Consider the following 12,337-nt stretch of genomic DNA (forward strand, 5'->3'; position numbering starts at 1 on the left):
TATTAAAGGGCGACCGGGAACAGCCAGCCCAAAATCATTGCGCCGAGGATGGCGCCACCGGTAATCGGCTTCTGCCAGATGTAGAACAGCAGCGCGCCTACCAGCGAACCGACGCCGATTGGAATGGAGGCGGTCATCGCGCTGAGGATAATCAGCGGCCCGAGGAAGCGGCCCGAGGCGTTACCCGCGCCCATCATCACGTCTGCGCCGTAGGTGGAGTTGCTCTGGTTGATGGTGAACTTACGCGCCAGGATGATGACGTAGCCAATCGCCAGACCAATCACCAGGCCGGTAATCAGCGAGGCAATGAAGTTGGTCACCGGGAACATGATCCCCGCGCCCAGCAACAGCGCCGGTACGCCGAGGCCCACGCCGGTCTGGATCGCCCCGCCGATGTCGAGAATACCCACCAGCGACCCTTCAATAATGCGGGCGAACAGGAAGCTCGCGCCGAACGCCGCCACCGCGCCGTAGACGCCGGTATCGATGCCCGCTTTCAGCATCGCCACGAAGGCCACTTCGTTAAACGCGCCGATGCCGTAGAGGTAGTACATGTGCGTCCCGGCGAAGACGCCGGAGGAGAGCAGGCCAACGAAGATCGGGAACGACCAGTCGGCATACCAAAAACCTTTATTCTGTTCCATTTAGAGGCTCCTGTTATTTACCGCTGAGCGAGTTGTGGATCATGTCGAGCCAGTTCGGCACGGTCAGATGGAAGGATTCGATCATCTTCATGTCGAAGCCGCGGAAGAAGCCGCTCAACACGAACAGCAGGACGATCGCCGCCATCATCACTTTGGTGACGTGGTTCCAGCCGCTCTCCTCAACGCCTTTACCGATCAGGATGCCGAGAACCAGACCCGGTACGGCGTTCCCCATGATCAGCTGCGCCGCGCCGCCAAAGATGGTGGCCCAGAAGCCCGATTTTTTACCCGCGTCGATGGCCGCCAGCCAGAAGATCACCGGCATCACGGTGTTAACCAGCAGGTTCGCGGCAGGCACCAGCACCTTCACGGCGGTGACCTGCAGCGCTGCCGGCACGGAGGAGGCGGTCAGGTTCAGGAAGGTGACGACGAGCATGCCAATCACGCCGCAGGCAATCGCCATTTTGCGGGGATCGTGCAGCGTTTCGCCGACGTTACGGTTTTTGATCATCAGTGCAGCAGCACCCCAGTTCGGGATGATGCGGTGGTCAACGTCCTGTGTGAAGGCACCTGCAGCCACGGAAGAGGCCCAGGCGTTAAAGAAGAAACCTAACCCAAAGGAGAAGTGGGACGCCGGATCCCCTTCACAGGAGTTCAGTTCCCCCAACGTACGAAACGCGCCCATACCCTGAGTGGTAGGCGCATGAAACATGCGTGCAGCCCCGGCTCCGACACCGACGCCAACCAGGCCGCCAATGATGAGCGATTTTATTAATATAATTAAGAACATCAGTCTGCCCTTTTATGAATAATCAGCGTTGCGTGACGAAATCCACCCGGTCAAGATTGATGGCGGTCACGTTGACGGTCACATCCAGCTCCACGCTGTAGGTGCGTCTTTCCCGGCGCAAAAAGAAGAACAGAAACGCTTCTTTACGCACCGCTTCTTGCGCCTGAACAACCTGCACATCCTGTGGCTCAATACGCAGTAAGATATGCGGTGAGGCTTTCATCACCGCGGCCTGAACGTGGTTAAGCGCGTCGGCAAAGGCGCGCGCTTTGGCGTCGCCCTTCCCCTTCACTCTCACCGTGGTTGTGAACTGTTCTTTCATGCTTATGCGCCGTATTTCTTCTGCCACGCCTGCACCAGACGCTCGCCCAGCTCTTCTTTATCCATAAAGCCAAAGCCCAGCACGTTGCAGCCTTCGTTGATGGCGGTCACGCCCTCTTCCACGGAACGCATGCCGTATTTGGCCTTGTAGCCATATTTGGTTTGGGCGGTGATGGCACCCGCGCCGCCGCTGCCGCAGAAGGAGATGCCGAAGGTGGCGTTTTCCGCTTTCATTACGTCGCCGAGCTTCATGTCCGCCGCCATGCCCGGCACAACCACTGCGCGTCCACCTGCTTTTTCCACACCCGCAGCCACTTTCTGACCTTTACCCAGGCGATCGCCAATCACGACTGTAATCTGTTCCATGTGTTGCTCCTTAAAGGTTGTCTTTCGCGACTTCAAAGTGAACGGAGAGCAGCCAGGCCTCTTCATCAGGAAGGTTGCCAAACTGCGCCACCACTTCACGGGCAAGCTGCATTGAATCTGGTGAAATTTCGTCGAACAGCTCTGCTTCAACCTCCGGCAGTGGCTCGCCGGTCACGGACCGGTGCGCCATTGCGCGAACGTGGGAGGTGAGCATCTGCTCCTGTACCGCATTGGGGATGATGTTGTGCCGGGCCAGCAGGGCATAAACCTGCTGCAGCATGGTGTTCGCGAGCTGTTCTGTTTGCACCGCCTGTTCCCCAACGTCGTTCATTACCGCTCCGTTAATCACTCGTCTTACCCCGTTAATGGCTCTGGAATAAAACTAACGTTGGGCGTGAAGGGTTTGTAGCGAGTTGTTTTCCACTTCGAAGTGGAAAGGCGAGCCGCAGCAGTGATCTGTGCCACATAAATATGGTGAATCTGGATTAACGGCCGCATTTACGTGATGAATATCACGCTATTAAGCGGCACTAAACAGGTAAGCGGAGTGGAAAAGTTTACGAGCAGGCTCGTAGAAATGTGACGTGGATAAGGTTTTCTTATGGGGATTCGCTAGAGTGGCAGCGGGTGCTTGAGACTGACCGTCTCAGGCATGGGACGGAAAGTGGAAAGCCCCGCCTGATAGAAAATCAGGGCGGGGGCTCGAAACGACACGTCGGACCGTGGAGTTCGCTACCTCGCCCGCTTTAAAGCAAGGAGGCATCCATGAAACGCCAATCCCCAATTATCCGGGTTTCGATGATTGTTGCTTTGACAATAATCATCTTAACGCTGGTGACGAGGAAAACACTGTGCGAGATCCGTTTTCGAAACGGCTCGCTTGAAGTGACAGCGCGGATGGATTGTCGCTCCGGCCAGTAGGGAGCAAGGATGCGGGGGCGCTTAGTGCGCCTCCGCATACGGAGGAAGGACGTACAGCTCAGGCACCCAATTAACGGTATTTCTTGTGATACGTGTTGCGCGTCGCCACAAACTGGTCGGCCGCCGCCTGGGCTTCCTTCACTTTGCCTTCGTTAGCCAGCTTCAGCGCGCCGTCGATCTGACCGACCAGCACGTCAAAGCCGTGGCGATAGTCTTTCATCTCTGCGCTGTCTGCCGCTTTGCTTTCCAGCTTTGGCGGCGTCGCTTTTTGCGCGTCCAGCGCCGCTTCACGCATTTTGGTCAGTGCGCCTTTCATTTCCGCCGCATTGTCCGTTTTCTGCACTACCTTCAGGTTTTGACTGAGGATGTCCATGTTGTCTTCGAGATCGGCAGCAAACGCAGAAGAGCCAAGAACCAGCGTTGAAGCCGCGACGATCGCTAACAGGTGTTTACGCATTGCTCACTTCCTTTTTTATTATTAAAACGCTTTTCGGGTATTACTGGCCGGCGATTTTCATTTCCGGCAGTAATACAGAACCACACTGTATATTGCTACGTGTTTCAATATCGTTACCGACCGTAACGATATTGCGCCACATGTCCTTCAGGTTACCGGCGATGGTAATTTCGCTCACCGGATACTGAATTTCGCCGTTTTCGACCCAGAAGCCTGCCGCACCGCGAGAATAGTCGCCGGTGATGCCGCTTACGCCCTGGCCCATCAGCTCGGTGACCACCAGACCGGTGCCCATCTCTTTCAGCATCTGCTCGAAGTTCAGGCCCTGACCGGCAATGCGCCAGTTGTGGATCCCGCCCGCATGTCCGGTGCTTTTCAGCCCCAGCTTGCGCGCGGAGTAGTTGGTCAGCAGCCACTGGGTCAGAATGCCGTCTTTAACGATATCGCGGCGTTCCGTGCGCACGCCTTCGCTGTCGAATGGCGTGGAGGCCAGCCCTTTCAGCAGGTGCGGATGTTCTTCGATCGTCAGCCACTCCGGCAGGATCTGCTTGCCCAGCGAGTCGAGCAGGAAGGTCGATTTACGATACACCGAGCCGCCCGCGATAGCGCCCACCAGATGACCAAACAGGCCGGTCGCCACTTCATTGGCAAAAATGACCGGGGCCTTCATGGTGGAGAGCTTACGCGGCGACAGGCGAGACAGCGTGCGTTCGGCACACTCTTTGCCCACCCACTCAGGGGACTTCAAATCCCCCAGCGCGCGGCCAATGGTGTAGGCGTAGTCACGCTCCATGTCGCCGTTCTCTTCGGCAATCACGCAGCTTGAAAGCGAGTGACGGGTGGAGCAGTAGCCCTGCAGCATGCCGTGGCTGTTGCCGAAAACTTTGATGCCGTAGTGGCTGTTGAAACTACCGCCTTCGGTATTCGTGATGCGCTTGTCAGCCTGCAAAGACGCCTGCTCGGCGCGCGCGGCCAGCTCAATCGCTTCATCCGGCGTGACTTCAGCCGGGTGGAAAAGATCGAGATCCGGCGCGTCAAACGCCAGCAGATCTTTATCCGCCACGCCTGCGTAAGGATCCGGAGAGGTGTAACGGGCGATATCCAGCGCCGCCTGCACCGTACGGGCGATGGCATCCGGGCTGAGATCGGTGGACGACGCGCTGCCTTTGCGGTTCTGGTGATACACCGTGATCCCAAGCGCGCCATCGCTGTTAAATTCTACATTCTCCACTTCGCCATAGCGGGTGCTCACGCTAATGCCGGTGGTTTTGCTGACCGCCACTTCGGCGCCATCTGATTTACCTGAAGCGAGCGTCAGCGCGGTGGAGACGGCTTCTTCCAGAATCTTACGCTGCGCTTCAACTTGTGAGGTTACTTTCATCGCAAATGCCATACTGTAAGAGAGAGTTAAGTGAAGTCTAACAGAGAACCGTTTTTCAGTGCGCGTCTTAACTGGTAACATTAGCCTCTTTTTTTAAGGAGCCTGACATGACTAAGCAGCCCGAAGACTGGCTCGACGACGTTCCCGGTGATGACATCGAAGACGAAGATGATGAGATCATCTGGGTCAGTAAAAGTGAAATTAAACGTGACGCCGAAGAGTTAAAACAGCTTGGCGCAGAAATGGTAGAACTGGGTAAAAACGCGCTGGATAAGATCCCGCTCGACCAGGATCTGCGTGATGCCATTGAACTGGCACAGAAAATCAAGAAAGAAGGCCGTCGTCGCCAGCTTCAGCTTATCGGTAAAATGCTGCGTCAGCGCGACGTGGATCCGATCCGTCAGGCGCTGGACAAGCTGAAAAACCGCCACAACCAGCAGGTTGCGCTGTTCCATAAGCTGGAGCAGATCCGCGATCGTCTGATTGAACAGGGTGATGATGCGGTACCGGAAGTGCTGAACCTGTGGCCGGATGCCGACCGCCAGCAGCTGCGTTCTTTGATCCGCAACGCGAAGAAAGAGAAAGAGGGGAATAAGCCGCCGAAATCCGCGCGTCTGATTTTCCAGTATCTGCGCGAGCTGTCTGAGAACGCAGATTAATTCCCTTTCCCCAAAGGGGAGAGGGAGAAGAGATAATGTAGGCCCGGTAAGCGCTAGCGCCACCGGGCTTTTTTTACTCTGCGGCCGCGGCTTTCTTCGCCAGACCGTCCAGCAGCTTCTGATGGATCCCACCGAACCCGCCGTTGCTCATCACCAGAATGTGGTCGCCAGGCTGTGCGGCTTTGACCACCATATCCGCTAAGACATCCACGTCCGCGCTCCAGTGCGCAGGCTGAATGCAGGCGTCGGCCACTTCAGCCACCTGCCACGGAATATGCTGCGGCTGCAGCAGGAAGACTTCGTCGGCACGTCCCAGGGACGGCGCGAGGTCGTCTTTGCAGATGCCCATTTTCATGGTGTTCGAGCGCGGTTCCAGCACCGCCAGAATGCGCGCGGTGCCGCCAACCTTGCCACGCAGGGCGGCAAGCGTCGCCAGAATGGCCGTTGGGTGGTGCGCGAAATCGTCATACACCGTCACGCCGTTCGCTTCGCCGCGCAGCTCCAGGCGGCGGCGGGCGTTGATAAACGTCCCCAGCGCATTGGCCGCATCCGCAGGCAGCACGCCCACATGGCGCGCCGCGGCGATCGCCATCAGGCCGTTGTGCATGTTGTGCTCGCCCACCAGGCCCCACTTCACCTCGCCCACTTTCTCACCGTCGAGCAGTACTTCCCACTCGGAGGCATCCGCGTTGAGTTTTTTCGCCTGCCAGTGGCCCTGCTCGCCCACCAGTTCCTGCTCGCTCCAGCAGCCCATCGCCATGGTCTGCTTCAGGTTGATGTCGTTCTCCGGCAGGATAATGCGGCCCTGGCCCGGAACAATGCGCACCAGGTGGTGGAACTGTTTCTGAATGGCTTTCAGGTCGTCAAAGATATCCGCGTGGTCAAACTCAAGGTTGTTGAGGATCAGCGTGCGCGGGCAGTAGTGCACGAATTTGGAACGCTTGTCGAAGAATGCGCAGTCGTATTCATCCGCTTCAATCACAAAGAACGGGCTGTCGCCGAGACGCGCAGAGACGTCGAAGTTACCCGGCACGCCGCCGATCACGAAGCCCGGCTTGTAGCCGCAGGCTTCGAGGATCCAGGTCGCCATGCCGGCGGTGGTGGTTTTGCCGTGGGTACCGGCTACGGCAACCACCCAGCGGTCGCGCAGCACGAAATCATGCAGCCACTGCGGGCCGGACATGAACGGAATATTGCGTTCCAGCACCGCTTCAACGCACGGGTTACCGCGGGTCATGGCGTTGCCAATGATGACCAGATCCGGCTCGGGATCCAGCTGGCTGGCATCGTAGCCCTGAATTAAAGAGATGCCCTGTTTCTCCAGAAGCGTGCTCATCGGCGGATACACATTGGCGTCCGAACCTGTCACTTCATGGCCCAGCGAGCGCGCCAGCATTGCCAGTCCGCCCATGAAAGTGCCACAAATCCCCAATATATGAATGCGCATACGTCACTATCCTTCTTTAATGTGGCGCACATTTTACTCACATGTTAGCGGCTGTGAAACGCATTTCAGGTAAATCCGTATGTTGCTGGCGCGATTCACCTCTGCGCTACTATTTGAATATTTGTTAAGATTGTTGGGCTTTAGTCGTTTTAGTGAACATACAATCGCTCTACTCACAAAGATGCAGGGAAAGTGTTATGAAAACGTTAGGTGAATTTATTGTCGAAAAGCAGCACGAGTTCTCTCATGCTACGGGTGAACTCACTGCTTTGCTGTCGGCAATAAAGCTGGGCGCTAAGATCATCCACCGTGATATCAACAAGGCCGGTCTGGTCGATATCCTGGGTGCCAGCGGTGCCGAGAACGTTCAGGGCGAGGTTCAGCAGAAACTCGATCTGTTCGCAAATGAAAAACTGAAAGCTGCACTGCGCGCGCGCGACATCGTTGCGGGTATCGCCTCCGAAGAAGAAGATGAAATTGTTGTATTCGAAGGGTGTGAACACGCGAAATACGTCGTACTGATGGATCCGCTCGACGGCTCCTCCAACATCGACGTTAACGTTTCTGTCGGTACCATTTTCTCCATCTACCGCCGCGTCACGCCTGTTGGTACGCCGGTAACCGAGGAAGATTTCCTGCAGCCGGGCAGTAACCAGGTTGCGGCCGGTTACGTCGTTTATGGCTCGTCCACCATGCTGGTCTACACCACCGGATGCGGGGTTCACGCCTTTACCTACGATCCGTCGCTGGGCGTCTTCTGCCTGTGTCAGGAACGTATGCGCTTCCCGGAGAAAGGCAGCACTTACTCCATCAACGAAGGCAACTACATCAAGTTCCCGAACGGCGTGAAGAAGTACATCAAATTCTGCCAGGAAGAAGATAAAGCGACCCAGCGCCCTTACACGTCCCGCTACATTGGCTCTCTGGTCGCGGATTTCCACCGTAACCTGCTGAAGGGCGGTATCTACCTCTACCCAAGCACCGCCAGCCACCCGGACGGGAAGCTGCGCCTGCTGTACGAATGCAACCCGATGGCGTTCCTGGCCGAACAGGCGGGCGGCAAGGCGAGCGACGGTAAACAGCGTATTCTGGACATCGTGCCGGAAAGCCTTCACCAGCGTCGTTCGTTCTTCGTTGGCAACAACCATATGGTTGAAGACGTTGAACGTTTTATCCGTGAGTACCCGGACGCGTAATATCTCTCCCGGGGAGCCAGTCTGGCTCCCCAACACATTTATATATTTTACCGTATAAGTGTTTATAAAAATCACGCTTTAATCTTCACCCCTGCTCCTGCATTATTTCCATAACAGTTTGACATTTATTTCCTGGAGCAGAATTGCAATGAAAAATTATTCCCGGGCTAATACCGGCATTGATTTAAATCTTATCCCTGTATTTATTGAAGTCGTCCGCTGCGGCAGTATGGCAAAAGCCTCTTTGCGCCTGGAGATGTCCCGTCCTGCGGTGAGCCTGGCGTTGAAGCGTTTTAATCAACTGTTTGATGAGCCGTTATTTTTCCGCAAAGGTTTATATCTCGAGCCGACTGAAAAAGCGTTAGCGTTAACCAGCTCGCTGGAATTATTAATGGGTGATATTCACGATAATATTGCGGCGATAAATTCCGCGAGAAATAAAGCCCCGGCACAGAACGCACCGGGGCTGGGAAATATTATGCCGCAGTCTGAGCCGTCACTTTAAATGATGACATGGCTTCCATCAGCTGACGCGACTGCTCCTCAAGGGAGCGGGTCGCGGCGGAGGATTGCTGCACCAGCGCCGCATTCTGCTGCGCGGTTTCATCCATCTGGTTCACCGCAATATTCACCTGCTCGATGCCGCGGCTCTGCTCCTGAGACGCGGTGGCAATTTCACGCATCAGTTTGGTCATCCGCAGCACTTCGGTGGCAATCTCATCCATCGTTTCACCCGCCTGCTGGGCCAGCTCGCTGCCCTCGTTAACGTGGGCCTGCGAATCGCCGATCAGAGAGCGGATCTCTTTCGCCGCGTCGGCGCTGCGGCTGGCAAGGTTGCGGACTTCACCCGCGACCACGGCAAACCCGCGCCCCTGCTCGCCCGCGCGCGCCGCTTCCACGGAGGCGTTAAGCGCCAGAATGTTGGTCTGGAAGGCAATACCGTCAATCACGCTCAGGATGTCGGCGATGCGCGCCGAACTGCCGGAGATATCGCGCATTTTTTCAATCACGTAGCAGACCATTTCGCTGCCGTGATCGGCGGTGTCGGAAACAGACTTCGCCAGCTGGTGCGCCTGCTCGGCGTTGTCGGCGTTAAGCTTCACCGTGGCGGTGATCTGCTCCATGCTGGCGGCGGTCTGCTCCAGCGACGTGGCGGTGGATTCGGTGCGCTCGGCAAGATCCCGGTTCCCCGCCGTCAGCTCGCGGCTGCCGGTATCAATTTGCGAGCTGGCATCGCGAACCCGCAGAACCGAGCTCATCAGCGACTGACGCATCTCCTCTATCGCCGCGTTGAGGCGGTTAAACTCCTGGCTCGCCGGGGCATTCAGCGTGTGGGTTAAATCGCCCGCTGCCACGTTCTCCAGCTGAGCAATCGACGCCGAGAGCGGCTTGAGCAGCATATGGCGCAGCGCCAGCCAGGCGAGCACGATAATGCCCGCCGTCAGCAGCGCAGCGACAATAATCAGGATCAGCACGCGGGTTTTACTCGCCTGTACGGCACGCACTTCCGCCTGACCTCGCGCTTCGCTCCATTTCTGAAACGCCTGCATGTCGTTATCGAACTGCTTCGCCACCGGAATCAGCGTGTTCTCCAGCAGATCGTAATAGCTGTCTGCGCTCTGGTCATTCAGGGTTTTCAGCATCGGGCCGATCCCCTGCTGGTTATACGTCGCCAGGCTGGCCGCGACTTTGTCGAGGAGCTGCTGCCCCTGTTCGTCAGCCACGCCGCCGTCAATCACGCCTTTTAACGTTTTCCGGGCCAGGGCGACTTCCTGATTGATGTTTTTTACCGCTTTGGCCGCATCGTCCAGCATGCCGATTTCCATCATGCGGACGGCCTGACCCGCCTCATTGCGTGCGCGCAGGATCAGCGTATAGCCGGTGTTCAGCTGCACCATCTGCTCACCCTGAAGGTGATTAATGCGCTGCAGTGAGGAAGAACTCTGTGTGAGGGCATAAATGCCGATGCCGCTGACAATCAGCAGCAGAAGGGTCATAACGGCCAGTAAAGAGAGCAAGCCGGTACGAATCGATAGCGTTTTAAGCATGATATTATTTCCGGTAGCGAGATATTTCTGGGCATAAAAGAAGAGTATCGGCCGCTACCGGAAAATGTTTAGACTTTAAGCAAATTCAGGGTGTTATCGCTCTGTTACCGATGTGTTTACGCGGGTAACAGGCGAGCTTTGACGGTTCTCCCAGAGCACCGTCAGCCCCCGCTGCAGGGCAATAAAAATAAACAGCAGAATGCCAATGGCGATCTTCGTCCACCACGAGCTGAGCGTGCCGTCAAAGTTGATATAGGTTTGTATCAGCCCCTGAATCGCCACGCCGAACAGCGTTCCCAGCACCGTCCCTACCCCGCCGCTGAGCAGCGTGCCGCCGATAACCACCGAGGCAATCGCATCCAGTTCCACGCCGACGCCTGCAAGGGCATAGCCCGCCTGGGTATACACCGAGAAGACAATACCCGCCAGCGTTGCCAGGCCGGTCGAAAGCATATAGATGCGGATGGTGGTGCTGCGGGTTGAGATCCCCATCAGGTTGGCCGACGTGGCGTTGCCGCCAATGGCATATACCTGATTGCCGAACCGGGTGCGGTGGGCGAGGAAAATGCCAATCACCACCACGCCCAGCATCAGCAGCCCCATCGCGCTCAGGCGACCGCCGCCGGGAATTTTCCACGCCAGGCTGGAGAGCGTGTCATACACCGGATGGTTAATCGGAATCGACTCCTCAGAAACCAGATAACTTACGCCGCGCAGGAAAAACATCCCGGCCAGCGTGATGATAAAGGCCGGAATTTTCAGCGCGTCGATCAGAAGCCCCATAAAGGCGCCAAACGCGCAGCCCATCACCAGCACCAGCGGAAACGCCACCAGCGGCGAGATGCCCCAAAAGCCGATCGCCTTCGCAAGGAATACCCCCGTGAACGCGATCACCGAGCCAACTGAGAGATCGATCCCGCCGGAGAGGATCACAAAGGTCATGCCGACGGCGATAATGCCTAAAAAGGCGTTGTCCGTCAGAATGTTGCAGATCACGCGCGTTGAGGCAAAACCGGGGAACTGCGTGAGGCAGTAGAGATACCCCAGCACAAACACGCCCAGCGTGATCATTAACGGTAAATTACGTTTTATCATGGCCACGGATCCCCTTAATGATGCTGACAAAGCGCGGCGACTGGACGATCAGCACGCAGAGTACAACTACCGCTTTTACCACCTGGTTGAGTTCCGGCTGGAATCCCGACAGCAGGATCCCGGTGTTCATGCCCTGAATGATCAGCGCGCCGATCACCGAGAGCAGCAGGTTAAAGCGCCCGCCCATCAGCGACCCGCCGCCGATCACCACCGCGAGGATCGCATCCAGCTCCAGCCAGAGCCCGGCGTTATTGGCATCGGCCCCGCGAATATCGGCGGCGACGATGACACCGGCAATGGCGGCGCAGAAGCCGCTCAGCACGTAGGTCAGCATCACCATCAGGCGGGTGTTGACCCCGGCGTTGCGCGCGGCGCGAATGTTGATCCCCACCGCCTCAATAAACATGCCGAGTGCCGTTTTGCGGGTGAAGAGCCAAAAGACAATAAGCGTGACCAGGGCAATAATCACTGGCGTCGGGAAGAACAGAAGGTTGCCGCTGCCAAGCCATGCCAGGCTCGGAGAGTTGAAGGTAACAATCTGCCCCGAGGTGATCAGCTGTGCGACCCCGCGCCCGGCCACCATCAGGATCAGCGTAGCGACAAAGGGCTGAATTTTCAGCACCGCCACCAGAATGCCGTTCCATAGTCCGGCCAGCACGCCGGTGCCTAAGGCCGCCAGCAGTACCACCGGCAGGCTGTGACCGGCCACGGTCATTGAGGCTGCCGTGGCCCCGGCGATAGCCATCACCGCGCCGACGGAGAGATCTATTCCGCCGGTGGCGATCACCAGCGTCATCCCAATCGCCAGCAGCGCCACGGGCGCGGCGCGGTTTAAAATATCGATCGGGCTGCCAAACAGGCGGCCATCCTGAACAATAATCTGGAAGAAATGCGGTGCGACAAGGCTATCTACCAGCAGCACCACCAGCAGCGCTGCAATTTGCGGCGTGCCGGTTGGCCAGCTAAAGCGGCGCTTTGACTCACCGGTTTGCGAAAGCGAACGGGACATCAC

The 12,337-nt window shown here is 57.1% G+C and carries 15 protein-coding genes; 4 read left to right on the forward strand and 11 right to left on the reverse strand.

Annotation, left to right across the window (positions count from 1 at the left end; translation table 11 throughout):
• Nucleotides 1-2 precede the first annotated feature (2 nt).
• The 5 genes from IM271_RS11110 to IM271_RS11130 are packed head-to-tail and all read right to left on the reverse strand — an operon-like array spanning nt 3 to nt 2,470.
• Nucleotides 3-644 (reverse strand): DUF4310 family protein, encoded by a 642-nt coding sequence (locus IM271_RS11110; protein WP_003856081.1) that lies wholly within the window; start codon nt 642-644, stop codon nt 3-5.
• A gap of 13 nt (nt 645-657) precedes the next feature.
• Nucleotides 658-1,434 (reverse strand): DUF4311 domain-containing protein, encoded by a 777-nt coding sequence (locus tag IM271_RS11115; RefSeq protein ID WP_023310182.1) that lies wholly within the window; start codon nt 1,432-1,434, stop codon nt 658-660.
• A gap of 22 nt (nt 1,435-1,456) precedes the next feature.
• Nucleotides 1,457-1,756, reverse strand: a complete 300-nt coding sequence (locus IM271_RS11120) for a DUF4312 family protein (RefSeq protein ID WP_008501409.1) — start codon at nt 1,754-1,756, stop codon at nt 1,457-1,459.
• A 2-nt stretch (nt 1,757-1,758) separates the two neighbouring features.
• Nucleotides 1,759-2,121, reverse strand: coding sequence for an SFCGS family glycine-rich protein (locus IM271_RS11125; RefSeq protein ID WP_023293430.1), 363 nt, complete (start codon nt 2,119-2,121; stop codon nt 1,759-1,761).
• A gap of 10 nt (nt 2,122-2,131) precedes the next feature.
• Nucleotides 2,132-2,470, reverse strand: coding sequence for a PRD domain-containing protein (locus tag IM271_RS11130; protein ID WP_026080657.1), 339 nt, complete (start codon nt 2,468-2,470; stop codon nt 2,132-2,134).
• A gap of 449 nt (nt 2,471-2,919) precedes the next feature.
• Here IM271_RS11130 and IM271_RS11135 point away from each other — a divergent pair, with 449 nt between their 5' ends.
• Complete coding sequence (locus IM271_RS11135; protein ID WP_223825222.1) at nt 2,920-3,042, forward strand: Hok/Gef family protein; 123 nt, start codon at nt 2,920-2,922, stop codon at nt 3,040-3,042.
• A 70-nt stretch (nt 3,043-3,112) separates the two neighbouring features.
• Here the strand turns inward: IM271_RS11135 and cybC are convergent, their stop codons facing one another.
• Nucleotides 3,113-3,499, reverse strand: a complete 387-nt coding sequence (gene cybC / locus IM271_RS11140) for a cytochrome b562 (RefSeq protein ID WP_028015297.1) — start codon at nt 3,497-3,499, stop codon at nt 3,113-3,115.
• 40 nt (nt 3,500-3,539) lie between these two features.
• Nucleotides 3,540-4,892, reverse strand: a complete 1,353-nt coding sequence (gene pmbA / locus IM271_RS11145) for a metalloprotease PmbA (RefSeq protein ID WP_193052608.1) — start codon at nt 4,890-4,892, stop codon at nt 3,540-3,542.
• 95 nt (nt 4,893-4,987) lie between these two features.
• On the opposite strand from pmbA, the gene yjgA reads away from it, so the two are divergent.
• Nucleotides 4,988-5,539, forward strand: a complete 552-nt coding sequence (gene yjgA / locus IM271_RS11150) for a ribosome biogenesis factor YjgA (RefSeq protein WP_126326220.1) — start codon at nt 4,988-4,990, stop codon at nt 5,537-5,539.
• 73 nt (nt 5,540-5,612) lie between these two features.
• Here the strand turns inward: yjgA and mpl are convergent, their stop codons facing one another.
• Entirely contained in the window at nt 5,613-6,986 is a 1,374-nt protein-coding gene (mpl, locus tag IM271_RS11155) for a UDP-N-acetylmuramate:L-alanyl-gamma-D-glutamyl-meso-diaminopimelate ligase (RefSeq protein ID WP_028015294.1), read from the reverse strand.
• Nucleotides 6,987-7,183: 197 nt separating this feature from the next.
• Here mpl and fbp point away from each other — a divergent pair, with 197 nt between their 5' ends.
• Both fbp and IM271_RS11165 read left to right on the forward strand, forming a co-directional pair.
• Nucleotides 7,184-8,182 (forward strand): class 1 fructose-bisphosphatase, encoded by a 999-nt coding sequence (gene fbp, locus IM271_RS11160; RefSeq protein WP_028015293.1) that lies wholly within the window; start codon nt 7,184-7,186, stop codon nt 8,180-8,182.
• Nucleotides 8,183-8,330: 148 nt separating this feature from the next.
• A complete protein-coding gene (locus IM271_RS11165; RefSeq protein ID WP_136343870.1) occupies nt 8,331-8,687 on the forward strand; it encodes a LysR family transcriptional regulator in 357 nt (118 codons plus the stop codon).
• Here the strand turns inward: IM271_RS11165 and IM271_RS11170 are convergent.
• The 3 genes from IM271_RS11170 to ytfT all read right to left on the reverse strand — a co-directional run bounded on the left by IM271_RS11170 (nt 8,659) and on the right by ytfT (nt 12,337).
• On the reverse strand, nt 8,659-10,230 hold the full coding sequence (locus IM271_RS11170) for a methyl-accepting chemotaxis protein (RefSeq protein WP_155026588.1): 1,572 nt from the start codon (nt 10,228-10,230) through the stop codon (nt 8,659-8,661). The two genes, IM271_RS11165 and IM271_RS11170, sit on opposite strands and share 29 nt — an antisense overlap.
• Nucleotides 10,231-10,323: 93 nt before the next feature.
• Entirely contained in the window at nt 10,324-11,325 is a 1,002-nt protein-coding gene (gene yjfF, locus IM271_RS11175; RefSeq protein WP_021240694.1) for a galactofuranose ABC transporter, permease protein YjfF, read from the reverse strand.
• Nucleotides 11,312-12,337 carry a galactofuranose ABC transporter, ATP-binding protein YtfT gene (ytfT, locus tag IM271_RS11180; RefSeq protein ID WP_192831207.1) on the reverse strand — a complete coding sequence of 342 codons (1,026 nt, stop codon included), beginning with the start codon at nt 12,335-12,337 and terminating at the stop codon, nt 11,312-11,314. The genes yjfF and ytfT overlap by 14 nt, the downstream gene beginning before the upstream one ends.

Source organism: Enterobacter cloacae complex sp. I3, from assembly GCF_014896175.1.
Taxonomy (GTDB): domain Bacteria; phylum Pseudomonadota; class Gammaproteobacteria; order Enterobacterales; family Enterobacteriaceae; genus Enterobacter; species Enterobacter bugandensis.